General features: G+C 60.8%; 25 protein-coding genes and 1 pseudogene. 12 read left to right on the top strand and 14 right to left on the bottom strand.

Translation table 11 applies throughout. The features are described from left to right. The first annotated feature begins 240 nt into the window (after positions 1-240). The gene (locus tag ACFX4T_RS19650) at positions 241-681 is read left to right on the top strand and encodes an iron chaperone (RefSeq protein WP_377653499.1); all 441 of its coding nucleotides are present in this window, start codon (positions 241-243) and stop codon (positions 679-681) included. 366 nt (positions 682-1,047) lie between these two features. On the opposite strand, the gene ACFX4T_RS19645 is transcribed toward ACFX4T_RS19650, so the two are convergent. The 5 genes from ACFX4T_RS19645 to ACFX4T_RS19625 all read right to left on the bottom strand — a co-directional run bounded on the left by ACFX4T_RS19645 (position 1,048) and on the right by ACFX4T_RS19625 (position 7,356). Next, on the bottom strand, positions 1,048-2,544 hold the full coding sequence (locus tag ACFX4T_RS19645) for a glycoside hydrolase family 32 protein (protein ID WP_377653497.1): 1,497 nt from the start codon (positions 2,542-2,544) through the stop codon (positions 1,048-1,050). A gap of 79 nt (positions 2,545-2,623) precedes the next feature. Continuing rightward, positions 2,624-4,237, bottom strand: coding sequence for an ABC transporter substrate-binding protein (locus tag ACFX4T_RS19640; RefSeq protein WP_223947830.1), 1,614 nt, complete (start codon positions 4,235-4,237; stop codon positions 2,624-2,626). 40 nt (positions 4,238-4,277) lie between these two features. Continuing rightward, positions 4,278-5,237: a carbohydrate ABC transporter permease gene (locus ACFX4T_RS19635; protein WP_216922026.1), complete on the bottom strand. Its 960-nt coding sequence runs from the start codon at positions 5,235-5,237 to the stop codon at positions 4,278-4,280. Positions 5,238-5,244: 7 nt separating this feature from the next. After that, positions 5,245-6,219 (bottom strand): sugar ABC transporter permease, encoded by a 975-nt coding sequence (locus tag ACFX4T_RS19630; protein WP_223947831.1) that lies wholly within the window; start codon positions 6,217-6,219, stop codon positions 5,245-5,247. Positions 6,220-6,333: 114 nt separating this feature from the next. Next, positions 6,334-7,356: a LacI family DNA-binding transcriptional regulator gene (locus tag ACFX4T_RS19625; RefSeq protein WP_377653494.1), complete on the bottom strand. Its 1,023-nt coding sequence runs from the start codon at positions 7,354-7,356 to the stop codon at positions 6,334-6,336. A 381-nt stretch (positions 7,357-7,737) separates the two neighbouring features. Between ACFX4T_RS19625 and ACFX4T_RS19620 the strand changes: the two genes are divergently transcribed. Genes ACFX4T_RS19620 through ACFX4T_RS19610 form a run of 3 tightly spaced genes read left to right on the top strand, consistent with a single transcriptional unit; the run spans position 7,738 to position 9,611 of the window. Beyond that, positions 7,738-8,292: an RNA polymerase sigma factor gene (locus ACFX4T_RS19620; RefSeq protein WP_377653504.1), complete on the top strand. Its 555-nt coding sequence runs from the start codon at positions 7,738-7,740 to the stop codon at positions 8,290-8,292. Beyond that, positions 8,289-9,176 (top strand): hypothetical protein, encoded by an 888-nt coding sequence (locus ACFX4T_RS19615; protein WP_377653492.1) that lies wholly within the window; start codon positions 8,289-8,291, stop codon positions 9,174-9,176. Before ACFX4T_RS19620 ends, ACFX4T_RS19615 begins: the two co-directional genes overlap by 4 nt. A gap of 9 nt (positions 9,177-9,185) precedes the next feature. Further along, complete coding sequence (locus tag ACFX4T_RS19610; protein WP_216922015.1) at positions 9,186-9,611, top strand: CoA-binding protein; 426 nt, start codon at positions 9,186-9,188, stop codon at positions 9,609-9,611. Positions 9,612-9,655: 44 nt separating this feature from the next. On the opposite strand, the gene ACFX4T_RS19605 is transcribed toward ACFX4T_RS19610, so the two are convergent. Further along, the gene (locus tag ACFX4T_RS19605; RefSeq protein WP_223947834.1) at positions 9,656-9,958 is read right to left on the bottom strand and encodes a hypothetical protein; all 303 of its coding nucleotides are present in this window, start codon (positions 9,956-9,958) and stop codon (positions 9,656-9,658) included. A 43-nt stretch (positions 9,959-10,001) separates the two neighbouring features. Between ACFX4T_RS19605 and ACFX4T_RS19600 the strand changes: the two genes are divergently transcribed. The 6 genes from ACFX4T_RS19600 to ACFX4T_RS19575 all read left to right on the top strand — a co-directional run bounded on the left by ACFX4T_RS19600 (position 10,002) and on the right by ACFX4T_RS19575 (position 15,251). Beyond that, on the top strand, positions 10,002-10,574 hold the full coding sequence (locus ACFX4T_RS19600; protein ID WP_223947835.1) for a polysaccharide deacetylase family protein: 573 nt from the start codon (positions 10,002-10,004) through the stop codon (positions 10,572-10,574). A 23-nt stretch (positions 10,575-10,597) separates the two neighbouring features. Next, the gene (locus ACFX4T_RS19595; protein WP_223947836.1) at positions 10,598-11,008 is read left to right on the top strand and encodes an MmcQ/YjbR family DNA-binding protein; all 411 of its coding nucleotides are present in this window, start codon (positions 10,598-10,600) and stop codon (positions 11,006-11,008) included. 115 nt (positions 11,009-11,123) lie between these two features. Beyond that, the gene (locus tag ACFX4T_RS19590) at positions 11,124-11,750 is read left to right on the top strand and encodes a hypothetical protein (RefSeq protein ID WP_377653489.1); all 627 of its coding nucleotides are present in this window, start codon (positions 11,124-11,126) and stop codon (positions 11,748-11,750) included. A gap of 176 nt (positions 11,751-11,926) precedes the next feature. Next, positions 11,927-13,336 (top strand): N-acetylglucosamine/diacetylchitobiose ABC transporter substrate-binding protein, encoded by a 1,410-nt coding sequence (gene ngcE / locus ACFX4T_RS19585; RefSeq protein ID WP_216922006.1) that lies wholly within the window; start codon positions 11,927-11,929, stop codon positions 13,334-13,336. Continuing rightward, a complete protein-coding gene (locus tag ACFX4T_RS19580; protein ID WP_223947838.1) occupies positions 13,333-14,358 on the top strand; it encodes a carbohydrate ABC transporter permease in 1,026 nt (341 codons plus the stop codon). The genes ngcE and ACFX4T_RS19580 overlap by 4 nt, the downstream gene beginning before the upstream one ends. Further along, positions 14,358-15,251, top strand: coding sequence for a carbohydrate ABC transporter permease (locus ACFX4T_RS19575; protein ID WP_216922004.1), 894 nt, complete (start codon positions 14,358-14,360; stop codon positions 15,249-15,251). Before ACFX4T_RS19580 ends, ACFX4T_RS19575 begins: the two co-directional genes overlap by 1 nt. An 841-nt stretch (positions 15,252-16,092) precedes the next feature. On the opposite strand, the gene ACFX4T_RS19570 is transcribed toward ACFX4T_RS19575, so the two are convergent. From ACFX4T_RS19570 to ACFX4T_RS19560, 3 genes are all read right to left on the bottom strand, one after another. Further along, positions 16,093-16,410 carry a hypothetical protein gene (locus ACFX4T_RS19570; RefSeq protein WP_377653487.1) on the bottom strand — a complete coding sequence of 106 codons (318 nt, stop codon included), beginning with the start codon at positions 16,408-16,410 and terminating at the stop codon, positions 16,093-16,095. Then, positions 16,407-16,874 (bottom strand): hypothetical protein, encoded by a 468-nt coding sequence (locus ACFX4T_RS19565; protein ID WP_254186018.1) that lies wholly within the window; start codon positions 16,872-16,874, stop codon positions 16,407-16,409. Before ACFX4T_RS19565 ends, ACFX4T_RS19570 begins: the two co-directional genes overlap by 4 nt. 80 nt (positions 16,875-16,954) lie before the next feature. After that, positions 16,955-17,236 carry a hypothetical protein gene (locus ACFX4T_RS19560; protein WP_377653485.1) on the bottom strand — a complete coding sequence of 94 codons (282 nt, stop codon included), beginning with the start codon at positions 17,234-17,236 and terminating at the stop codon, positions 16,955-16,957. A gap of 424 nt (positions 17,237-17,660) precedes the next feature. On the opposite strand from ACFX4T_RS19560, the gene ACFX4T_RS19555 reads away from it, so the two are divergent. Together ACFX4T_RS19555 and ACFX4T_RS19550 are read left to right on the top strand one after the other, a co-directional pair. Then, complete coding sequence (locus tag ACFX4T_RS19555) at positions 17,661-18,383, top strand: VIT family protein (RefSeq protein WP_377653483.1); 723 nt, start codon at positions 17,661-17,663, stop codon at positions 18,381-18,383. A 44-nt stretch (positions 18,384-18,427) separates the two neighbouring features. Further along, a complete protein-coding gene (locus ACFX4T_RS19550; protein ID WP_216921998.1) occupies positions 18,428-18,913 on the top strand; it encodes a hypothetical protein in 486 nt (161 codons plus the stop codon). An 11-nt stretch (positions 18,914-18,924) separates the two neighbouring features. On the opposite strand, the pseudogene ACFX4T_RS19545 reads toward ACFX4T_RS19550, so the two are convergent. The 5 genes and pseudogenes from ACFX4T_RS19545 to ACFX4T_RS19525 form a co-directional block, all read right to left on the bottom strand. After that, a pseudogene (locus ACFX4T_RS19545) lies at positions 18,925-19,486 on the bottom strand (MBL fold metallo-hydrolase); the annotation flags it as partial. A 103-nt stretch (positions 19,487-19,589) separates the two neighbouring features. After that, a complete protein-coding gene (locus ACFX4T_RS19540) occupies positions 19,590-20,114 on the bottom strand; it encodes a flavin reductase family protein (RefSeq protein WP_377653481.1) in 525 nt (174 codons plus the stop codon). A gap of 1 nt (position 20,115) precedes the next feature. Further along, the gene (locus tag ACFX4T_RS19535) at positions 20,116-20,487 is read right to left on the bottom strand and encodes a cupin domain-containing protein (protein WP_377653479.1); all 372 of its coding nucleotides are present in this window, start codon (positions 20,485-20,487) and stop codon (positions 20,116-20,118) included. 2 nt (positions 20,488-20,489) lie between these two features. After that, entirely contained in the window at positions 20,490-21,977 is a 1,488-nt protein-coding gene (locus ACFX4T_RS19530) for a 4-hydroxyphenylacetate 3-hydroxylase family protein (RefSeq protein WP_377653477.1), read from the bottom strand. After that, the gene (locus tag ACFX4T_RS19525) at positions 21,974-22,660 is read right to left on the bottom strand and encodes a DUF2848 family protein (protein ID WP_377653475.1); all 687 of its coding nucleotides are present in this window, start codon (positions 22,658-22,660) and stop codon (positions 21,974-21,976) included. Before ACFX4T_RS19525 ends, ACFX4T_RS19530 begins: the two co-directional genes overlap by 4 nt. Positions 22,661-22,698 lie beyond the last annotated feature (38 nt).

The following is a 22,698-nucleotide window of genomic DNA, read 5'->3' as shown; positions in this document are numbered from 1 at the left end:
GACAAGAAACACTGTGCCGGGCCCGGATCAAGAACCACTCCTGCAATCCATCAACACTCGCTCAGGAAAAGATCAAGGGATTTGCGCGTCGATCCGATCGAAAACGTCGTGCTCCCTTGAGCTGCTTGGATGCGTCTGAGCAGTCTTGAAGAAGTCGAGCAGTTTTGAAGAAGCCCGGCGCTTGGCCCGGACCTATCGTTGAAATATCCGAACGATTTCCAGCAGCGAGAGGGGCCTGCCATGACGGAGACCGGAACTACCAAGTCCTACGACGGATTCAGCGAGGACGAACGTGCCGCGATGAAGGAGCGCTCGCAAGAGCTCAAAAAGACCAAGAAGGCTTCCAAAGCCGACGGCGAGAGCGATGTCCTGGAAAAGATCGCCGAGATGCCGCCGGCAGACAAGGCCATTGCGCAGCGACTCCACGCGCTGGTCCGGGAGCACGCGCCGGAGCTGTCACCGAAGACCTGGTACGGAATGCCGGCGTATGCCAAAGACGGAAAGAACATAGTCTTCTTCAAGAGCGCAGACAAGTTCAAGAGCAGGTATGCCACTCTCGGCTTCGAAGAGAGCGCAATGCTCGATGACGGCAGCATGTGGCCAACATCGTATGCCCTGACTGAGCTCACCCCGGAGCTTGAATCAAGGATCGTCGAGCTGATCAAGAGGGCGGTCGGCTAGCGGAGCGGAACCGGCGACGACGGCGACCTTCACCTTGGTAGGTGACGGCCGCCGTCGTACTCGTTAATCCAAAACCAGCCTAACTTGGCGGCTGATCCGGCTGATGTGTGGGGTCTGGATGTGGTGGAACGGGACCAGGATCCGGAACCGGGAGCGGCCCGGGCGTCGGATTTGGACTCGGAATAGGGCTGGGCGGGAACGGGGTAGTGGGATCCGGTGGTGGCTGGACCGGTCCCGGTTCCGGCGGGAACGGCTCAGGTTCGTGAGTCGGAGGAAGCGTCATCATCTCTCCTTTGGAACTCAGGGTTGGTTTTTTCAGCCTACTCCTGCCGGCGCGTCAGCTACAGAACTCCGCAATGCCCGCTGTCAGGCCAACGACGTGAGCTCTAACGAAGGAACTGTCGCTGAACCCCCTGTGGCGTACGCCGATACACTCACACTGTCGGGGGCCGGAAAGATCAGCTCGGTGAGGGTGACTTGGCCGTCCTGGGCGAACACTTCGACTGAGCAGTGGTCAACGAAGATGCGCAGTGAATAGGTTCCGTCTTCGGACTGCAAGGGAGCGGTGTCCATTGATGCAAAGGACTCGTGGAAGGCGGTGTTGCCGGAGGCGGTTCTGTCCACATGGATAAGACCATCGCCGGGCCTGATCCCTATTCTTGTTCCCTTGGCGCCGTTGCCTCGGACGATGAGCCCAAATTCCTCGGCGGAGCCAGGGACAAACTTCACGTCGATGAGTTGCACTGCAGCGCCGCCATCAAGGGGGAGGATGCCGTCGACGTCGAGCTCTTCATAGGCAACGGTGCTGGTTGGAGACCCTTCCTTCTCCCACACGGCCACTTGACTGAGGCGCGGTTGTCCGTTGACGGTCACAAGGGAGACTTCGCGGACCAGGGACATCGGGCTACGCCAGGGCGAGGTGGGGATGGCGCTGCCGTATTGCCAATTGTTCATCCAGGCGATCATGAGCCGGCGTCCGTCGGGCGCGTCATTGAATGACACGGCTGCATAGTAGTCCCTGCCCCAGTCCAGCCATTGGTACTCGGAAAGTCGCAAGGGGTCCTGCATCCCGTCTGTGACGGTGGTTTCGGAAGTGAAGGTCACGCCGTCGAAGTGGCCAACGAAGTACTGTCCCGAGGAACCGCTGTTGGGGCCGCCGGGGTTGAGGTTGACCGTGAGGACCCATTTGAGTTGGTCCTCGTTGCCGTCCAAGGGCAGCGGGAACAGGTCAGGGCATTCCCACACGCCACCGGTCGCGTTGGCCGGTCCGAAACTGCTCAGGTAGTCCCAGGTCTTCAGGTCATGGGAACGGTACAGGACCACGGTGTGGTCCTGAGCTTCGACGGCGACCATGACCCAGTAGGCTTCATCCGGGCTGTTGTAGCGGAACACTTTGGGGTCACGGAATTCGGGTGAGTTGCGGTTCAGCACGGGGTTTCCGTCATGTTTGGTCCACGTGTAGCCGCCATCGGTGCTGAATGCGAGGGACTGTGCCTGGATGCCGGCGTGCTGGGAGGAGCCTTTGTAGGCGCTGGTGTAAACCGCTACGAGCGGGGACGTGTATTCGGTGCCGAATCCGCTCGTGTTCCCGGCGTCGTGGACGATGCTTCCGGAGAAAATGTCCTCGACCTCGTCGCAGGCAATGGCCACTGGCTGCTCGGTCCAGTCGAGAAGATCGGTTGAGGTGGCGTGGCCCCATGACATGTTTCCCCAGACATTCCCGAAGGGGTTGTTCTGGTAGTAGAGGTGATAGGTGCCGTCGTGGAAGATCAGCCCGTTGGGATCGTTCAGCCACGTGTCTTTGCTGGCGTAGTGCATTGCCGGTCGGAAGGCTTCACGTGTCGGGGCGGATACGGCGGTCATGGATGAAGGTCTCTTTTCTTATGCTGCGGAAGAAGTCAACCAGCGGCCGGGCAGGCTTGTCCTGCCCGGCCGTGGAGGGTTAGGAGTTGCTCTTATAGCGGTCGTAGGCCTGCTGGTAGACCTCGATCATTTTGTCGAGTCCGATGTTCTTCAGCTGGGAGACGTAGCCGTCCCATTCGGTCTCGATGCCGCCGGAGACGATCCATTTGGCGGTGTTTTGTTTCACCAGCGAGGCGGCGTCGGCCTCTACGGTGCTGATCTGCTGCAGTTCCTCGTTGGACAAGGCCACGGGCGGGTAGCCGTCGTTGGCAGCGTAGGGTTTGTAGTTGTCCTCAACGGTCTTTTGCCGTTCGGCTGCCCGGGGCTCCGGGGCCACCACGTTCTTGAAGTTCTCTGCCGTGTTGGCCTTCGGTCCGCCGGGGGCGACTTTTTGGCGGCGTTCACCTTCGCTGGTGCCTGCCGGTGCGGGGATCTGGGTCAGCAGGCCGGTGGCGGCGTCCTTCTGCAGTGTCTCTCCGATGGGGCCCCAGTTGGCCTGGGCAGACTGTACGGGGTCGTAGAGATGGTCGGCCCAGCGCATTGTGGCTGCCGGATACTTGTTGGCCCGGGTGATTGCGAACGCGCCGCGGGCGATCTCCTGGTTGTTGGATTGGCTGGCGAGGTGCTTGCCGTTGACACCTTCGAGCACGGGAACGAGTGAGTAATTGCCGGCACGGTCCGCGCCAACCATTTCCTTGACTTCCCACCAGACGAAGGATCCGAGGTTTTCAGTACTGGCTTTGCCCTTGGCCAGGTATGCCTTGTCGTCCTGGGAGAACGACTCGGGGTCGATCAGTCCTTCCTGGTACCACTCGTGCAGCGTCTGGATGGCTTTCTTGTAGCCTTCCTGCGTGGCGGTGTAGATGACCTTGCCGTCCTGGACGATGCGGTGGTCCATGTTGTCCGGAACCTCACCGAGGGCGGCGATCAGGTCAACAATGTCTCCGCACCAGGAACCGGGCATGAAGCTGAGCGGGATGGTCTTCCCCGTCCCGGAAGCATCGCGTTTCTTGAACGCGAGGAGGGCGTCGTGGAATTCGTCGATGGTCTTGGGCATCGGGATGCCCAGTTTGGCCAGCCATGAGGTGTTGATCGCGATCTCGTTGGGGAATTGCACCAGTCCGAGTTCCTCGATGGAGGGCAGGGAGTAGATATGGCCGTCGGAAGAGGTGATCGCGGCTTTGATGTCGGGCCGGTCTGCGAGGAGCTTGGAGAGATTGGGTGCGTTCTTCTCGATGAGTCCTTCAAGCGGTATGAGTGTGCCGCTTGCCGAGTAAGTGGCGATTTCGGAATCGGTCAGACCGGAGTTGAAGAAGGCGTCGGGCAGGTCCCCGCTGGCGAGGATCAGGTTCTTCTTTTCCTTGAAGACTGCTTCGGGCAGGTTCTCCCATTGAACATGGACGTTGGTGTCCTTTTCCCATTGCTGCACCAGGGACATTGTGTTGTAGTCGGGGGCCAGGGCGGATTTGGTACCCGAGAAGGTCAGCGTGAGTTTGTCTTTCACGATCGGAAGACCGGTTTCCTGGAATCCGAAATCTGCGGAGGCGTCCTTGATGTCTGGGGTGCTGTCCTGGCTGTTGCCCGAGCAGGCAGTGAACGTCAACGTTCCGGCCATCAGGGCGCCGAGGACGGCGAGTTTGCGGCGGTGTGCCATGGTCTTTCCTTTTCTAGGTTGGGGTTGGGAATAGCCGGTGCTACTTGACGGCACCAATCAGGGTGCCTTTGGTGAAGTGCTTCTGCATGAAGGGAAGGGCGATCATGAGCGGGAGGCTGGAGACGACGATCATGGCGTACTTGGTGAGTTCGGCGATCCGCTGTGCTGCGGCGTAGGACTCGATGTCGCCACCGGTGGTGCCGGTAGAGGAGACATCCGATTGGATGAGGATGTTCCGCAGCACCAGCTGCAGAGGGTATTTGGAGTCGTCGTTGAGGAAGATCAGGGCATCGAAGAAGGAATTCCAGTGCGCCACGACATGGACCATGATCATCAGCATGATCAAGGGCTTGGACAGGGGCAGGACCATTTTGAAGAAGAACTTGAAGTCGTTGGCCCCGTCCATTTGGGCTGCTTCCCTAAGCTCGTTCGGGATGGTGTGCTCGAAGAATGACCGCGCGATAATCAGGTTCCAGACTCCGACCGCGCCCGGCAGCACGACGGCCCAGATCGTGTTCAGCATGCCCAGGTCCCGGACTACCAGGTACTTGGTGATGAGGCCTCCGTCGAAAAACATGGTGATGACGAACAGAAGCATGAGCAGCTTCCGTCCGGGCATGTCTTTGCGGGAAAGGGCGTAGGCACCGAACAGGATGGTGGTCACGCTGACTGCCGTGCCAAGCACGGTGTAGATCACAGTGTTGCCAAGGCCATTCCAGATGCGGCTGTCAGCGAAGATGCGTTGGTAGCCCTCCAGCGTAACGCCCGAGGGAAACAGCCAGACTTTTCCTTCGTAGACGGCATTCGGATCGCTGACCGAAGCAATCACGATGAAGTACAGAGGGTAGACCACTGCCGCGATCGAGAGCAGGAGAACGGTGATGGCAATGATGTTGAACGCGGAGTCGGCCCATTTGTCACGCAGTGAGAAGGTGCGTTTGGCGACGGTCTGCGAGGCGGGCAGCGTGCGTTGGGGTTCGGAGGCGGTTTTTATAGTCATAGCCGGATCACCAGAGGGTTGCTTGGTTGGCCTTGCGCGCCACCCAGTTGAAGGTCAGGAGGAGTGCAAGGTTGAGGATGGAATTGAACAGCCCGATGGCTGCCGAGTAGCTGAACTGGGCTTGCTGCAGGCCAGCATGGTAGACGTACGTCTGGATAATTTCCGATGTGGACAAGTTCAGGTTTGTTTGCATGAGCAGGGCCTTTTCGAAACCAACGTTGAGCAGGTTGCCGATCGCCAGGATGAACAGGACCGTGATAACGGGCATGATCCCCGGCAGGTCAATGTGCCGGACGCGCTGGAGTTTGTTGGCGCCGTCCACTTTGGCAGCGTCGTGCAGGGCCGGGTCGATACCGGCCAAGGCAGCCAGATACACGATCATGGCGAAACCGGCGTTCTGCCACACGTCCGAAATGACATAGATAGGCCGGAACCACTCTGCTGAGCCCATGAAGAACACGGGCTCCCCACCGGCGAGTTGGATCGCGTTGTTAACCAAGCCCGATCTGGGTGAAAGCAGGACAAACATGATGCCCACCACCACCACGGTGGAGATGAAAGCAGGGGAGTACAGGACAGTTTGGGTGAATTTCTTGAACCGTTCACTCTGGAGCTGGTTGACGAGCAGCGCCAGAATGATCGGAATCGGAAAAGCCACCAGCAAGCCAAGGACGGCGATCCAGAGCGTGTTGCCAAGGACCTGGCCGAATTGGTAGGAGTTCACAAACCGGACGAAGTGCTGAAGGCCCACCCAAGGACTGCCGGTGAAACCGTCCACAGGGTTGTAGTTCCGGAAGGCAATCTGGACCCCATACATGGGCCAGTATTTGAAGATCAGAATGTAGACCAAAGCAGGAGTCAATAGCACGTATAACTGCCAAGCCCGGAGAACCCTTTTCAAACGTGTCGCGACTGGTTTTCGTGGATTGGCTGCGGTGGGCTTGGGAGTCGATTTCCGGCGAGCTGTGATGGTGCGGCTCACGGTATTTCCTTTGAGGTTTTCATAGAATTTCTTTCCATGAGGGGATAGCCCATGGACCCACGGGGTTATGGGCTGGGTTGAAGTTTGGGGAAGGGGAGAGACCGAAAGCTGGATTCAGTGCCCGGGATGGGCAACAGAGGCCCTGATAACCGGTGGGCAGGAGATCCTTTCCTGCAGACGGGGCGCCTGGGAGTTCTCCACTTCTTCGAGGAGCTTTCGGACGGCCCACCGCCCCATCTCGTAATGGGGGAGCGCGATGGTTGACAGGCCTGGCCAGAGTCCGTCCGCGACGATGTCCAAGTTATCAACGCCCACTATTGAGACGTCCTTGGGAACACTGAGGCCAAGATGAGCGGCGGCTTGGTAGGCGCCCATGGCCATCTGGTCACGGAAACAGAACAGTGCGGTGGGCCGCTCAGGGAGCGACAGCACCTTCAAGGCGCCGTTTCTGGCATCCTCGGTACTGGGCGACGTGGCCACGTAATGATCAGGGTGGCAGGACAAACCGTGGCGGCTCAGCGCCGCGAGGAACCCCTCCAAGCGCCCTTGGGCGGCCGGGATATCGTCGTGGTTGTTGATCATGCCGATGCGGCGGTGGCCGGCGGCAATCAGCAATTCCGCGCCTGCTACACCGGCGCCGACTTCGTCAGGGACTACGGAGGACACCGACGGATCATCGCAGGTGGCATCGAGCAGGATGATGGGACTTCCCCGGAGTTCTTCAGGGATCGAGACGGAGTGGTTGTACATCCGGGCGTAGATGATGCCATCCACTTGGTGCTGCTTGAGTGCCCGGATTTCGCGCCTTTCCAATTCATTGTCCAGACCGGAGTTGACTACCATGAGCAGATAGCCGAGCTCCGAGGCCGCATCCTGAGCCCCTTGAAGCATCGCCCCTGCGAAGGGGGTGGTGACGATCTCGTCGCTCACCAGTCCCAGGATCTGGGACCGCTGGTTCCGCAACCCGCTGGCCAGTCGATTGGGCGCATAGCCCAGCCCATCTGCCACGGACTGCACATGGGCCACCGTTTCAGCGTTGACACGGGAGCGGTGCGTCTCGCTCAGGGCATGGGAAACCGTGGTGACGGAAACTCCAGCTGCCTTCGCTACGTCCTTGATGTTGACCTTGGTCGTCATTGACTCACCTTTGCAAAACGTTTTGTATGTGCCTTGGATCACTGTATGCAAAACGTTTTGTATCTGTCAATGGTTTGATGGCCATAGCCTGACGGCGGGCCCGAACTGGTCCCACAGGAAATGATTCAAAAAAAGTTCGTACCTCGCGTAACCCTTTGGCGTACCCCGACGATTACGTCTTTGAAAGGGCCGAGCTGGAATTTGTCCCCCATCATGTTCCAGCTCGGTTCTTCTCTTTCTTAATGAGATTTTGAGAGACATGATGAGCCATCCTTGGGGTGGCCCGGTTGAGCAGATAGCCTTGGTGGGTTGCCCGTCGAGCAAAGGCGGATGACCTGGCTCCAAGCCCCGGACCTGCCGCCGATCGAAAGTCTCTTAACTGTGACCGACGCATTGACCGACGAAGCGCTCCATGCGCTCAAGGGCAATAACGCGGAACTGTTCAGCGCCGTCTACCAGGCGTACGCCGGACCGGTTCTCGGCTACCTGACGGCTAAAGGCGTCTCAGATCCCGAGGCCATTACACAGGACGTGTTCCTTGCTGTCCTGTCCCGTTTGGATGACATCCGAGGCGGTGCGGGCGGATTGCGGACCTTTGTTTTTTCCGTGGCCCACGCCCGCATGGTGGATGAGCATCGGAAGCAAAGCAGGGCCCCGGAACACCACGAGTTCGCACCGGAGCGCGATCCCCGCCAAGCGGGTTCTGCCGAATCCGAGGCAATGGGCCTCCTGGCTCCCCGCGACGTCATGAAGCTCCTTGATTACCTCGGGGACGATCAACGGGAGGTCCTGGCCCTCCGGATCGTGGCAGGCCTGACCGTGGAGCAGGTGGCCGACATCATGGGGAAATCCGCCGGCGCGGTAAAGCAACTGCAGCGCAGGGCTTTGATGACGCTCCGTGAGCATTCGGTAGTAAAGGAATACGTGTCCTCATGACATACAGGGATATGGAACGCGAAGATATCGTCGACGAGCTCATGCTCGACGCCGGGCCCACTGACGCGCCCGACCTCCGGCAGGCCCTGCTCTCCATGCGTTCCTTCGCGAACCTCCCAGCACCCGCCCCGAATGCGGCGCTGGCCGCGATGCTCGCCGGACCGCACGATGAAGTCAGCAAGCGCCGTTGGCGACACAAGCACCGGACGGCTGTGGTGAGCGTAGCCGTGGTTGCGGCTATGGGACTCGGCGTAAGTGGTGTGGCCGCTGCCAGTTCCGGATTCACCCGTACGCCTACGTTCGTCGATGAACTGCTGGGCAATTTCGCTCCGCAACCTTCGGCCGCAGCGCCAGCACTGCCTACGCCTGATGCTCCGAAGGTCAGCACCGAACCAGCGCCCCCAGTGGATCCCGCCGCCCTCCCGCCAGCCACCGAATCACCCGCGGTGCCGCGAATTCCGGGGACTTCCGACGCTGCCGTACCGTCAGGCCAGACGCCTGTTCAGCCAGAGCATGGAGTCCAGCCAGCGCCCGGAGTGCAGCCAGGGCCTGGAGCGCAGCCAGGGCCTGGGGCGCAAGCGGACGCCGTCGCAAACGTCCCAGCTTCAAGCGTCGCCGGCGAGCTACCTCGAACCGCCCAGACGAAACCTGCAGAAGCAGAACCTCGGGAGATAAAGCTTGAGGCAAAGCTTTACGAGGCGGTGCTTGGGCAGGCGAGTCTCCTCGAGGCCGTCGAACCAACCGCCGCGCCGGCTACGCCCGCGCCCGCCGACGGTAATAAACCAAGCCAGGCTTTCCGATCGCTGGGCGGGAAGCCGGCTCACGAACAGTCCCAGTCCTTCGTCGACAAGCTGAAGCAGCGGCTGAAAGGCGCGGGACACTAAGCTAGCTTCATGATGCATGTCAACGATCCGGCCGTGGTGGAACGATTGATGCGAACAAAAGGATGCTGGGCAATCGTCGGGCTTAGCAACAATGAGTGGCGCTCCGCATACGACGTCTCCTTGTACGTTCGCGATCGCATGGGCATGGAGATCATCCCCGTGAACCTCAAGGGCGAGGATGTCCATGGCGAAAAGGGATACAAGTCGCTCGCGGATATTCCTGCGGAGAAACACCCCATTGACGTCGTTGACTGCTTCGTTAACTCCCAGCGGGTGGGCGCAGTTATTGATCAGGCAATCGCGATCGGCGCCAAGGCTGTGTGGCTGCAGCTGGGCGTCTTTGACGACGACGCCGTCCAGCGCGCCAGGGATGCAGGTCTGGACGTCGTGGTCAATTCGTGCCCGGCGCGTGAAGGCTGGCATTACGGCCTGTAATCGCCAAGTCGATTCCTTTGCTAATCTGCAGCTGACTCATTCTTTTAGCCTTGGGGGACGGCCATGTGTGGCGACCATTCAGCGGTGCCCATTTCCACACCAGCCAGGCGGGCCGTCTTGGGGGTATTCGGGGCTTCGCTTGTTGCCGGTTTGAGTGCCTGCGCTGCACCCGAAAGCACAGCACCTGAAACCACGACGCCGGAGCTGTCGCCTGCTTCCGCGTCTGCCTCGCCCGAGGTGCCGGGCCCGAACGGTGCGCTGTCCGTCGGTGGCGAGGTGCCGCCGTCGTACAGTGCAGCGCCAACCCCAACGCCCACCGCCACGAAGCGGATCCGGCGGACGTTCATCCCCGATTACCAGCTGCCGCCGATCGTTGGCGGCCTTGCGCCAGTGATCACCAAGATCGAAACCAAGCACCCAGTAGTGTTCCTGACGATCGACGACGGAAATATTAAGACCCCGGAATCGGTCAAGCTCATGACTGACTACGACTACCCGGCTTCCCTGTTCCTGACCAGGGACACCATCGCCGACAACCCCGCATTCTTCAACGCGTTCAAGGCGCAAGGCAGCCTCGTGGAGAACCACACCGTCACGCACAACATCAACATGGTCCGGCAGTGGGGGTATCAGCAGCAGCTGAACGACATCGTGGGCATGCAGGACTACGCCTTTCAGCATTATGGCCGGCGTCCCACGCTGTTCCGCCCCCCGGGCGGAGCCTATTCCAACGTCATGCGCCAGGCGGTTGCGGCTGCCGGAATGAAGGCGATCATCACGTGGGAAGCCAAGGCGAACGCCGGAAAGATGGACTACCAGGTGGGTAACTCCCTGCGTCCCGGCGACATCGTGCTGATGCATTTCCGTGCCGAGTTCGCCGCGGACCTCGCTGCGTTCCGTGCTGCGCAGTTGGCCGCGGGCCTGGAAGTGGTGCTGCTGGAGGATTTCCTAGGCGTGGCGTAGGGCTGCCCGGGTAGGCTCTCTCCATGGACGTTTCCCAGCTCCGCCGGATCTGCCTGGGCTTTCCCGGGGCCTTTGAAGACTTCCCCTTCGGACCGGAAACGTCCGTGTTCAAGGTGCGGGCCGCCGTCGCTGGTGGAGCGCGGCACGAGGCCAAGATGTTCGCGCTTTCAGCCATGGATCCTGACAATTGGTCGGTGAGCCTGAAGTGCGAGCCCGCGTTGGCCGAGCAACTCCGGGCAGCGCATCCCGAGATCACAGGCGCCTGGCATATGAACAAGACCCACTGGAACGGCGTCCGGCTGGATGGAGCCCTTCCCGACGACATGATCCGGGACATGGTGGAGGACTCCTATGATCTGGTGGTGGCTACGCTAAGCCGGAAGCAACAGGAACAGCTCGGCTGGGCGCGCCTCGTCAACCGTCCTGGTCTCTAAAGCCGGAATGCCCCGGGCCTGACACGGCCCCCACCCTCTCCCCACGCCGCTGACATGGGGCTACATTGATAATGCAAGCCAACGGGCGCAGCTGAAGCTGGTCAGGAGCGGGTTGATGCTGGATCAGGGAACTTTGGACCACTTATGGAACTTTGGCGATCCGGCAGCGTCCGAAGCCAGGTTTCGTGCAGCCATGCTGGAGGAAATCTACGACGCCGATGAGCGGGCGGAGCTTACAACCCAGCTTGGGCGGGCCATCGGTTTGCAGGGTCGGCTCGAGGAAGCCGATGCACTCCTTGACGGAATCGACGGCGACGAACCCACAGTGGGCGTGCGCGTGCTCCTGGAGCGTGGGCGGGTTTTGAACGCCGGCGGGCACGCCGCGATGGCAGTGCCACTCCTCGAGCAGGCTGCCGAGTTGGCTGACCACCTCGGTGAGGAGTTCCTGGCGGTGGACGCGCTGCATATGCTGTCGATTGCGGATACCGCCAATGCCGACGCCTGGATGCGGAGCGGCCTCGAGTATGCCTCCACGGCCCATCATGAGCGAACCAAGCGATGGATGATTGTTTTGCACACAAGCCTTGGTTGGTTTCTGCACGGTAACGGGCGCTTCACCGAGGCCTTGGTGGAGTTCCAATTAGCCGAACAATGGGCGGAACGACTGGGAACTGAGCGGCAAAGGGTGCTTGCCCGGGAAGCGATTACCGAGTGCGGAAAGGCCCTCGCGGAAGGTCCGTAGAAAGATCACGCTTTGACAAATGTTGATCGAAACTGCCGAGAAATATTGATTTTCGATCATTCGTGGTGAAGTATGTCACACGAAGGTTGGCACTGCAGAGTGGCCAACCCAGACTGTCCGACTTTCCGGCGCCTGCCGCAACAGTCGACATTACGAGTCACTGGAGGGTTACGAAAATGAACGTTCAGCACCAGTCCCTTGGCCGTCGCGGATTCCTCCGCGGGGCACTCGCAGCTGCGGTGCTCGTCCCCATGGGGGGATCCATTGCGTCCTGTGCAGCAGGTGGTGGCGGCACCAGCGCCGGGCCCACGGGCGCCGTCTCTGACACCAACCCTTTCGGCATGGCGGATAAGTCCACCGTCGATGCCGTGATCTTCAAGGGTGGCTACGGCATCGACTACGTCGAGTTCGCCGGCAAGGCCTTCGAAAAGGCCCACTCGGGGTCCACCGCCAAGATTGCCCCGTCCACGGACATCGCGCAGGAGCTCCAGCCGCGTTTCGTCGGCGGCAACCCGCCGGACCTGATCGACAACTCCGGTGCAAAGGCCATTGGCTTCAGCACTATCCTGGCGCAGCTCGAGGACCTCACCAGCGTGGTGGAGGCCAAGAACCTCGAAGGCAAGGTCATCAAGGACACCCTGTACACCGGCGTGCTCGCTCCAGGGACCTTCGAGGGCAAGCTGGCGGCCCTGAACTATGTGCTCACTGTCTACGCCATGTGGTACTCGGACTCCCTGCTCAAGGAAAACGGCTGGACCGTTCCCAAGACCTGGGACGAAATGTACGCACTGGGTGAGCAGGCCAAGGCCAAGGGCAAGTACCTGTTCCTCTGGGGCAAGGAAGCTGCCACGTATTACCAGGAAATGGCGATCGCTTCCGCTATCAAGGAAGGTGGCGACGACGTCCGGTTGGCCTTGGAGAACCTCAAGGCAGACTGCTGGTCGCACCCGGCTATCCAGTCCGTCTTCACGGCCATGGACAAGATCATCAAGGCGGGCTACTTCAAGCCCGGCGGTTCTGGCACCCAGTTCACGGCAGCGCAGGCCCAGTGGAGCAATGCCCAAGAGGCAGTGTTCTACCCGTCCGGTTCGTGGATCGAAAACGAGATGAAGGACCAGACCAAGGCGGACTTCAAGATGACGGGTGCGCCGGTGCCCTCAGTGAGTGCGAGCCCCAAGAAGCCGTACGCCTCGCTGCACAGTGCAGCCGGCGAGCCTTACGTGGTTCCCTCCCAGGGCAAGAACGTTGCCGGCGGCAAGGAATTGCTCCGCGTCATGCTCTCCAAGGAAGCTGCCACCAACTTCGCCAAGACCAAGCTTGCTCCCACCATCGTCAAGGACACCGTCCCGGCCGATGGCTTCGGCTCCACGGCGTTGGTCTCGCAGACAAAGCTGCTCAGCGATGCAGGCGAGAACATCTACACCTGGAACTTCATCGACCTTTATGGCACCAACAAGGACCAGCTCGTCGTCTGGAACACCTTCCTCGATGGCAAGTCGGACGTTGCGACGCTGACCTCCGCCCTCCAGAACATCACCGACAAGGTCCGCAACGACAGCTCGGTCAAGAAGATTGAAGTGAAGTGACCGTAGTGAAAACCAAGCAGAGCCGGAACGACGACGGCCTGGCCGCCGTCGTTCCGGCCATGGCCCCACCGGTTGTGGTGAGGCGCCGGCGCAAGCCGCTGACCTGGGACAAGGTCAGCTTCTTCGCGGTGTTCCTTGGCCTGCCGCTGGCGATCTATCTCTTGTTCGTGATCTGGCCGTTCATCCAGGCCTTCGGGTATTCCTTGACGGACTGGTCGGGTTTTTCGCCCACACAGAACTTCATCGGCTTTGATAACTACGCCAGGATCTTCTCGGACGACATCTTCATGAAGGCGATGGGGAACAACATCCTCCTGGTCATCGTGCTGCCGATCGTCACCATCATTCTGAGCCTGGTGCTCGCCACCATGGTGACCGTTGGCGGGAGCAGCAAGGGCCAGATCAAGGGCCTGCGCAATTCCAGCTTCTACCGTGTTGTCTCGTTCTTCCCGTACACCATTCCTGCCATCGCGATCGGCATCATGTGGGGCCAGATCTATGATCCATCCGGTGGCCTGCTCAACGGGATCCTGACCGGCATGGGCCTTGACCAGTTCAAGGACTTCGCGTGGCTGGGCGATAAGAACACGGCCATGACCGCCACCATGTTCGTGATTGTCTGGGGTTTCGTTGGCTTCTACATGGTCCTTTTCGTGGCCGGTATCAAAGGCATTCCTGCTGAGTTGTTCGAGGCCGCAAGGATCGACGGCGCGGGAAGGCTCCGTACTGCCGTGTCCATTACCATCCCGCTTATCAGGGATAACATCCAGACCGCCTACATCTATATGGGCATCCTGGCGCTCGACGCGTTCGTCTACATGGCGGCACTGAACTCCGGCGGTGGTCCGGACAACTCGACGCTCGTGATGGCACAGCAGTTGTTCTTCACAGCTTTCAGCAAGGGGCAATTCGGACTGGCCAGCGCCATGGGCGTTGTCCTGGCTGTGGCCACCCTGATCTTCTCAGGCCTGGTGTTCGTGATTAACCGGCTCACTGGTGGCGACAAGGACGTGAGCATCTAATGACAACAAAAGTCTCAACCCCTGAAATGAAGTCGCTGCACTTCCAGCCGCGCAAGCCCGCCACTACGCCCGGGGACAAACTCGTGGGCGCCGTTTCACACACTGCGCTGACCATTTGGTCGCTCATCGTGATCCTGCCGTTGTTGTGGACGTTCATGTCCTCCTTCAAAACATCCAGCGAGATCTTCGCCTCCCCATTCGCCCTGCCCTCGCAGTGGCGGTTCGATAACTATGTGAAGGCCTGGAGTGAGGCCGGGATCGGGAGCTACTTCCTGAACTCGGTGGTTGTGGTGGGTTCGGCGCTGGTGATCGTCATGGTGCTCGGTGCCATGTGCGCCTACGTCCTGGCGAGGTACACGTTCCCGGGTAGCCGGGCGATCTACTACCTCATGCTGGCCGGCCTGACGTTCCCCATCTTCCTCGCCATGGTCCCGCTGTTCTTCGTGCTGAAGAACATCGGACTGCTGAACACCCTGCCGGGCCTGATCATCGTGTACGTGGGCTTCGCGCTGCCGTTCACAGTGTTCTTCCTGTTCTCCTTCTTCAAGTCGCTGCCGCACGAAATCACTGAAGCAGCAGCACTCGACGGCGCAGGGGAGTGGCGCACGTTCTTCCAGGTCATGCTGCCGATGGCCAAGCCGGGCCTCGCCTCGGTTGCCATCTTCAACTTCCTGGGCCTGTGGAACCAGTTCCTCATCCCTGTATCCATCAACGCTGCCGGGCCGCGCGTTCTCTCGCAGGGCCTCGCTGCCTTCGCCGGCCAGATGGGGTACGCCGTGGACTTCGGGGCACTCTTCGCAGCGGTCACTGTCACGGTGGTTCCGGTCCTGATCGTCTACGTTATCTTCCAGCGCCAGCTGCAAGGCTCGGTTTCACAGGGCACCTCGAAGTAGCACACGCCCGCTAAAAAACAACTGTGAGTCTTGCAGTGGCTGGTCTGGGACTAGCTGGCGGTGTTGATGCCGGTCGTTCTGCTTGGCGCGTGACTCGAAAAAACAATTGCCCCATCGTGGGCGTGTTTTCCCCGATTTGTCCGTGCTGGGTAGAGCGGCCGGTGCTGATCTTTACCACGTCGGTGGCTTGATCAGAGGCTTGCCCAGCCTCTGGAGGTTGTGGCTCATCATAGCTTTGCCTCGAAGTGACTCTTCCCAAGTCCAGTGCCGGTCGTGCTGCGGCCTGTCCTGTCCGTTCGAAAGCAGGAGGGTGGCCGCGTTGACTATCGTTGCGCAGACCCGCCCGTTCGTCATCGGCGTGGACTCTCACGCCCGCACCTTCGCCATCAACGACGCCGGTACCAACCTACAAATCGAGTGTGAGAAGTTCCCGACCACCCCGGCAGGGATTTTCCCTGCCGCCAGGGTAGGCCGGAGTACAGATGGCGATAAGGGGTGTCTGTGGGCCGTTGGCACCTGTCCAGGCGAACAACTCTGCGATCACCCCACGCCGCGATCACGAACACTGCCGCGAGGAGGACTAAGCCAGCGACACGGACGAGAATACGGCCGAGGAACACACTGGTGATGATCGCTTACGCAAGGGACCACCTCACTTCCTACTTTTCAGCGTCTTCGTCGAGGCCGCGTGGTCCTAGGGACTAAGCTCCCGTCACCGCGCCCACGGCAAGCCCAAAGGCAGAATGGCGGCCTCGGCAACGTGTGGGAGCTGACGCCGCGCCGAGAGTAGTCCCGTTTGCGAGGAGTCCGGAGACACCGCCCACTGCTAACAGGGGAAGGTTCACTTGCGCTCATACACCGGCAACGGGGGATCCCCATCCTCAGAGACTTGTACCCAGCCGTCTCTGGCTAGGTCCCGCCTCAATTCGGCAAGTGCTGCCGTCATCCCCGGAGCCCATGCTTCCTCTGGCGGAGGGGGATTGACCGATCGTGCTACAGGAAATGTGGGGCTCTTGTAAAGGGTCTTTCCGTCGACTTGACCCACAAACCGCTGCTGGGTGTTTCCGTATTGGGAGCCGAGGGTGCTTAGAATGCTCGCCCACCAGGAGGTGCCTCCCACATCCTCAAGGGCGATGGTGAGCCTATTTTGTGATGTCATGTCAGTGTTCCCTCGGTAGCTGTCCTGGGCCGTGGTGAACGGAATACGCTCAACAGGTTCCTCGGGTGCTCCTTTGTCAGCAGCCACGCCAGACCACTTGCCAGCACCGGATTGGGCAGCGTCCAGATTCCCAGAGGCGTGATAAAGATCAGGAAAATGATCGCGCCGAGCAGCCCGAGTCTCGCCCGTCTGCCCCCGCTGAGAATGAGCAGCCCCAGCGCGCTCTCGCCAGCCGCAGCGAGGATCCCAATGAGTTGGGGTGTTGGAGCGACAACATTTTCGAAGAACCAGCGGTAGAGAGGAGTCAGTGGGCTGTCCGTACCGAGTTTCACGAACTGCTCCGGGGCGGCGATACTTAGCGCGGCGTTGACGCCCACGGCCATGATGATGAAGAAGACGCCGACGAAAATCCGGGCTGCTTTGGGCCTGACAAGGCACAGGAGTGAAACGGCGACAGAGTCCAAAGTCCCCGCCCACCTCACGGATTCACAGGGGTGGCGGGGCTTTGCGATGAGGGACCATTCTGAACTCGGCACCAGGGACCCTAGGATTTACGGTGCTGCTTCCTGAAATTCCGCCGGTGCAGAACTATGGCCAGGACGAGTAAAGGAACGTGAATGGCAGGGAGGTTATGCGCGAACCAGCGTGGCAGGTAGATGTCTGTGACGGAGCCGGTCGGGTCACCGAGCCGTCGCGCCAAGGGGGTCAGGGGGCAATGGAAGCCATTGCCCACGAAGATGAGCGTTTCCCCAGCTACAACTGCAGCGGCAGTGGCGGCTCGCCTGTCGGTCTTCCCGCGGAATCCCGCATATAGAAGATAGACCATGCAGGCCTCGATACTGAACCAAGCCAGAGTATGAAAGGCTTTAACCGCCCGCAGGGCCACCTGATTTCTTCCCATGCCATCAAGAACAACACGGCGGGCAGCTGTTGCTTAGGGTATTCCGGCCCGAAGAATTGGAAGCCAGCGCCAGGTTTCAGGAGAGGGCAATTCGCAGCGGCATCACACGCTCGTTGATGTCTTGTAAATCTAGAGCTTTTCAAGACATTACGTTCGCCTCCGAGAAGCCCAAACGGATCGGTGTCGGGTGGCACTTGTGGCTGTAAATGGCGGCTTTCTAGCTACGCTATTTGTCGCTTCGAGAAGCCTGCTGGGGCGCTCAACTGGAGTGGGGTGGGGCGGTCTTGGGTCCCGGCAGGGGCGTATTCCGGCATAGCCGGGCCTGGACGCCGATGTTTTACTTTTCACTATGACTGAGTTGCTGAAGCAGCACCCGAACGAACCGCACGACGACAACATCTCAGCGCGCCTGAACTGGCTGCGCGCGGGCGTACTTGGAGCCAACGACGGCATCGTGTCCGTGGCGGCCACGGTTGTCGGCGTCGCCGGGGTGACCAACGATGTCACACCCATCTTGGTGGCGGGCACAGCCGCCGTTGTGGGCGGTGCCGTTTCCATGGCCCTTGGCGAATACGTCTCGGTCAGCAGCCAGAGCGATAGCCAGCGGGCCTTGATCGAGAAGGAACGACAGGAACTCCGTGATGATCCCGCCGGCGAGCTTGAGGAACTTGCGGCCATCTACCAGACCAAGGGCCTCACCGAAGCCACCGTGCGGACGGTGGCCCGCGAACTCACCGAGCATGATGCCCTGGGCGCGCACTTGGAGGCTGAACTGAAGATCGACGAGGCAGAGGTGGTCAATGCCTGGCATGCGGCCTTCGCCTCGGCGATCGCCTTCACCGTCGGCGCGGTGCTGCCGCTGCTGGCCATCCTCCTCCCGCCGGCCGAGATCCGGGTCCCGTCGACGTTCGTGGCCGTGGTGGTGGCGTTGGTCATTACCGGCACGGTCAGCGCCAGGATCGGCGGCAGCTCGAAACGGAAGGCCACCCTGCGCCTGGTCATCGGGGGCGCCCTTGCCATGGCCTTCACCTATGCCGTTGGCCTGCTGCTGGGCACCACAGGGATAGCCTGAGACCAGCACGCCTGATCCGGTGTCCCAGTCCTGAGGAGCTTTGCATGGTGGAAATCGCTGGCCTTCCAGCCCACATTCTCTTGGTCCACGGAGTAGTTGTCCTCGCGCCGCTGGCGGGTCTGATGGCGGTGGTCTTCGCGCTCGGCCGCCGCAGCAGGGCTTACTTAGCTTGGCCGCTTGGTATCCTGGCCCTTGCCTTGGTGCCGCTGTCCATCCTCACCGCGGAAGCCGGTGAGCAGCTGGAGAAGACCAAGCCCGCCTCGGATCTCGTCCGGGAGCACGCAGAGCAAGGCAGTTTCTTCCGGTATGTCACAGTGATCTTCCTGATCGTGGCCGCCGCGCAGATTCTTGCCGCGTTTCCCTTTGTCGTGAGCCGCTGGCTGCCGCTCCGCAGAGCCGGCCGCCTGCTGGCCGCCCGCTGGGCTGTCCCCGCCACGTCCGTTCTCGGGGCCCTTGCTGGGCTGTTCCTGATTTACGAAGCCGTTGTGACCGGCCACTCTGGCTCGGCCTCGGTGTGGGGCGGAGTCTAGGGCATCGACGTTTCCCGCAGATCGTCATTGCTGCGCATCCGGACGGCTACAACTGCGCCGGAGGCGGCGGTGAGGGCCGCGGAGACGGTCCCGGTGGAGAGTTTGGGCAGCGGGATGCGCTCACCCTGGCCGGGCCTTCACGGTTTTCGCGTTTCATGCGGCCGAAGTAGGCGTGGGCGTCGGACTGGCCGTCGAGGAGTTCGTCGATGAAGTCTTGCTCGTCGTTGGCTCCCAGGTAGGGGCCCCACCAGGCGTACAGGCGTTCGTAGCCCACCGTGGGGACGGGATGGCCCCGAGTTCCTTGCCGCAGTCGCTGCTGGCGCCGTGCGCTGGGTGGACCTGAACGTAGTCTGGCAGTGTCAGGAAGTTATCCCGCAGGCTGGCAAAAGAGCTGATTTGCCCCCTCAAAGCGGGTGCCCACGCCGCCGGCTGCTTCGTCCAGCAGGTCCGGCCGGCCCAGATCGCCGGAGAACAACCGGAGAGCTGGTAGCCGGGCTGGTCGCCGAACGCGCCGTCGGTGACCAGGAAGGAAAGGTGCTCCGGGGTGTGCACGGCTTTGATGCGGATGTTGCCCTCCGACCGCGTGACAAGACATAGAAGCATCGCGGGGTCACTTACGGCCCATCCCGAGGGGATTTATGGGCCGTAAGTGACCCCGCGTTGCTTTAAGAGGGGGTCAGAACATCCAGGGGATCTCCGCGTGGCCGAAGTCGGAGAACGAACCGAAGCGGCCCGCCTTGAACGCGAGAACGTCGCCGTCGCGGTCCCGGCATGTGGTGACCTGGCCGAAGAAGACCTGGTGATCTCCGACGTCGTACTGCTGCACAACGGTGCAGTCCGCCTGGGCGAGGGCTCCCTTGATGACAGGAAGTCCATTCTCGGTCATGTCGAATTCGCCATCGCTGAAACGGTCGCCGCCACGCACCGCAAAGCGTCGGGCCATTGACTCCTGCTTGGCCCCAAGGATCGAGACGGCGAACTTGCCACTCTCGATCAACGCCTCACCGGTCCGGGTACCGAAGTTCAGCGAGATCATAAGGATGGGCGGTTCCAGGCTGATGGAGGTCAACGAGCTGATGGTCATCCCATACAGCTCACCCTCGTGCTTGGTGGTGACCACGGCGACACCCGTGAGGAAGCGGCCCATTGCGCGGCGCATTCCCATGGCATCGGGAACAGTGAAGAGCGGTGCGAGGCTCATGTCAGTTGCTCCGCTCGGCTTGTACCGGATCGGCGTAGTACCGGACCTCGAACATCTTGGCACCGGTTTCGGAAACCCACGGCCCGTGTTCCATGCCGGGCGGGCGGGTGGCCCAGTCGCCGGCTTTGAAGGTCTTACCGAGGCGCTGGTCAACGAACGAGCCCTCGAAGATGAAGACCTCTTCCCAGAAATCGTGGGTCAGCACGCCATTGGGGGAGGTATCCGTGCCGGGCTCGAACTTGAGGATGCGCGTGACGCTGTCATTGTCTGAATCCCGGGCAAGGATAGCCTCGGACAAGCCCTCAATGTGCGGGTTGCAGGGTGCGAAGTCCACCGATGCGGTGGGGGTGAACTCGAATTCGGGCTTTGCCATGGCTATTCTCCTTCCATGCCGTTGACGCTGCCCTCTACTGGGCCGTTGATGCTGTAGGAACCAAGGTACTTATCCAGCTCAGCCACCAGCGCGTCGTAGCCGTAGTTCCGGTAGGTGTAGGCTCCGCGGACCACGAACGGGGCGCCCGCGTAGAACATTTCGTACTGCTGGTGGCGGCCGGCGAATTCGGAGCCGATGATGTCCCAGGCCAACTTGAACAGCTTCACGCGTTCTTCGCTGGCAACACCCGGGGACTGCACGTAGCGTTGCATGTCCGGACGGGTCACACTGCTGGTCATGTCGGCGACGCTGGACGGCAGTTGCAGCACGCCACCACCCACCAGGTCGCGAAGGATCGAAATCACCCTTGGGTAAGTCTCGGACTGAAGACCCATGGCCCCGTAAAGGGCACTCTTCCCGGGAACCACCATGCCGGCGTCGTCAACCGTTGCCGTGTATTCGGCGGCAAGAACTGCCGATTCAACGGACTGCACGATCGCGGCGAGCTCGCCAAGCTTCTCCTGTACTCCGGGGATCTTGTCCGTGCCGTTCATCTGGGTGACCTTGCGGGCAACAGAAGCAATGAACTTCAGCTTGGTGGAGAACCTGATCTGGGCCTGCCAGTTTCCCAGCGCGTGGGCACCGGTATCGAAGAACTGGCGGCGAAGGGTATCGATGTTCCGGTTGATGAAGACGCGGTCCCAGGGGATGAGCACGTCATCGAACACCACAAGTGCGTCTGGCTCGTCGTAGTGGCTCGTCAGCGGGTAGTCGAAGTCGCTGGTGGCTGCCGGCGCGAACGGACGGCGGCAGTACAGCTTCAACCCGTCAGTCGCCACGGGAACAGCGAAGCTGACGGCAAAGTCCACGTCATCCGGACCCAGCGGCTTGATGCAGGTGACGAACACTTCGTCGGCAATCGCCGCGCCGGTGGCAAGCATCTGCGAACCGCGGACGATGATGCCTTCCTCGGTTTCACGCACGACGCCGACCTGCAGGTATTCGCCTTCCCAACCTGACGCCGTGGTTGCGCGGGAGACCTGAGGCGGAATGATCGCGTAGGAAAGGTACAGGTTTTCGGAAAGGATCTTCTTGTAGTACCGCTCCACGTTACCGGCGAAGTCGCGCTCGTCATTCTTGAACACGTCCGCGTGGGAGCCGAAGGCGGCGAAGAAGGTACCCACGTGGTCGGGGCTGCGGCCTACCCAGCCATGGGTGTGCTTGGCCCACTTTTCAATGGCGTGGCGGCGGAGGACGAGCTCTTCCTGGGTGCGCGGAGCAGCGAACGTGCGGTTCGCGGGTCCATCAATTTCTTCCGAATGGAACTGCATGCCGTTGCTGGGATCGGCTGCGATGTCGAACAGCTCAGCCATGGTCTGGGCGACCTTCGCGAACGCCGGGTGTTCCAGGACGTTGCCAACTACCTCGCCATCGAGGATCACCGACCGGCCATCGTTCAGGGACTTAAGGTATTGCTTTCCGGTTCTCATCGAAGTGAGCCTTTCTTGATTTTGTAGTTGTGTTCGATTCTCGTCCCATCCGGGAACGAGAGCTCTACTTTCCAGGAAGTTCCGTCAACGAACTTCCCCTTCAGCAGTGGCAAAGTGCCACCCAAGCACATGAAGTCGGAGTCACCGATGTCCGTCCGCGTCAGGAGCTTTTCGACGACGTCCGCCGGCTTGCGCAGGCCCGCCAACGAGCCCTCTTGGTACAGTTCGCCGTCCACCCACGAGCGGGCGGTGCACTGGTCAAGGTCCAGGTCCTCGAGTGAGGGGACTTCGATGACCTCGGTCGCGATGGGCTTGGGGCATGCCCTTTTGGAATCGCCAATATCCTGGGCTTCGATGTCCCTGTCCGTGTGGTCGGAACCGATGCCGAGGTAGTACTTGCCGTCGTGGCGAATATAGAGCGGCTCAATTTCGCCGGAGGTCAGGTTGTTGCTGGTGTCGTGTTCGCCTGATGTATCGAACAGGTGCGAGTCCATACGGTAGAACATGGGAACCTCGGGTGGTGGAGCTACTCCAATGGCTGCCAGCTCGTCGATGTGATGCTGCACGGCCTTGGGATCCCTGCCGGTATAGCCGGCCACTACTGCGTGGAAGTCCGAGACCGTGATTGTCTTGTCCGTGCCCACCACCCTGAAGGTGAGTGGGACTTGCCGTGTTGTTTCCATTCCGTCTCCTTGAATGCTGGCTAAATCGTGGTGGGTCA

Source organism: Paenarthrobacter sp. YIM B13468 (assembly GCF_042788025.1).
GTDB lineage: Bacteria > Actinomycetota > Actinomycetes > Actinomycetales > Micrococcaceae > Arthrobacter > Arthrobacter aromaticivorans.
The sequence above is the reverse complement of the archived record's forward strand: the minus strand, read 5'-3'. Positions and strand labels throughout refer to the sequence as shown.

Coding starts and splice junctions, on each gene's coding strand:
- ACFX4T_RS19610 (WP_216922015.1), top strand. CDS start 9,186: ATGATGCATGTCAACGATCCGGCCGTGGTGGAACGATTGATGCGAACA.
- ACFX4T_RS19570 (WP_377653487.1), bottom strand. CDS start 16,410: ATGACATCACAAAATAGGCTCACCATCGCCCTTGAGGATGTGGGAGGC.
- ACFX4T_RS19590 (WP_377653489.1), top strand. CDS start 11,124: ATGCTGGATCAGGGAACTTTGGACCACTTATGGAACTTTGGCGATCCG.
- ACFX4T_RS19595 (WP_223947836.1), top strand. CDS start 10,598: ATGGACGTTTCCCAGCTCCGCCGGATCTGCCTGGGCTTTCCCGGGGCC.
- ACFX4T_RS19575 (WP_216922004.1), top strand. CDS start 14,358: ATGACAACAAAAGTCTCAACCCCTGAAATGAAGTCGCTGCACTTCCAG.
- ngcE (WP_216922006.1), top strand. CDS start 11,927: ATGAACGTTCAGCACCAGTCCCTTGGCCGTCGCGGATTCCTCCGCGGG.
- ACFX4T_RS19650 (WP_377653499.1), top strand. CDS start 241: ATGACGGAGACCGGAACTACCAAGTCCTACGACGGATTCAGCGAGGAC.
- ACFX4T_RS19615 (WP_377653492.1), top strand. CDS start 8,289: ATGACATACAGGGATATGGAACGCGAAGATATCGTCGACGAGCTCATG.
- ACFX4T_RS19640 (WP_223947830.1), bottom strand. CDS start 4,237: ATGGCACACCGCCGCAAACTCGCCGTCCTCGGCGCCCTGATGGCCGGA.
- ACFX4T_RS19645 (WP_377653497.1), bottom strand. CDS start 2,544: ATGACCGCCGTATCCGCCCCGACACGTGAAGCCTTCCGACCGGCAATG.
- ACFX4T_RS19635 (WP_216922026.1), bottom strand. CDS start 5,237: ATGACTATAAAAACCGCCTCCGAACCCCAACGCACGCTGCCCGCCTCG.
- ACFX4T_RS19555 (WP_377653483.1), top strand. CDS start 17,661: ATGACTGAGTTGCTGAAGCAGCACCCGAACGAACCGCACGACGACAAC.
- ACFX4T_RS19625 (WP_377653494.1), bottom strand. CDS start 7,356: ATGACGACCAAGGTCAACATCAAGGACGTAGCGAAGGCAGCTGGAGTT.
- ACFX4T_RS19525 (WP_377653475.1), bottom strand. CDS start 22,660: ATGGAAACAACACGGCAAGTCCCACTCACCTTCAGGGTGGTGGGCACG.
- ACFX4T_RS19535 (WP_377653479.1), bottom strand. CDS start 20,487: ATGGCAAAGCCCGAATTCGAGTTCACCCCCACCGCATCGGTGGACTTC.
- ACFX4T_RS19605 (WP_223947834.1), bottom strand. CDS start 9,958: ATGAACGTCCGCCGGATCCGCTTCGTGGCGGTGGGCGTTGGGGTTGGC.
- ACFX4T_RS19550 (WP_216921998.1), top strand. CDS start 18,428: ATGGTGGAAATCGCTGGCCTTCCAGCCCACATTCTCTTGGTCCACGGA.
- ACFX4T_RS19530 (WP_377653477.1), bottom strand. CDS start 21,977: ATGAGAACCGGAAAGCAATACCTTAAGTCCCTGAACGATGGCCGGTCG.
- ACFX4T_RS19560 (WP_377653485.1), bottom strand. CDS start 17,236: ATGGTCTATCTTCTATATGCGGGATTCCGCGGGAAGACCGACAGGCGA.
- ACFX4T_RS19540 (WP_377653481.1), bottom strand. CDS start 20,114: ATGAGCCTCGCACCGCTCTTCACTGTTCCCGATGCCATGGGAATGCGC.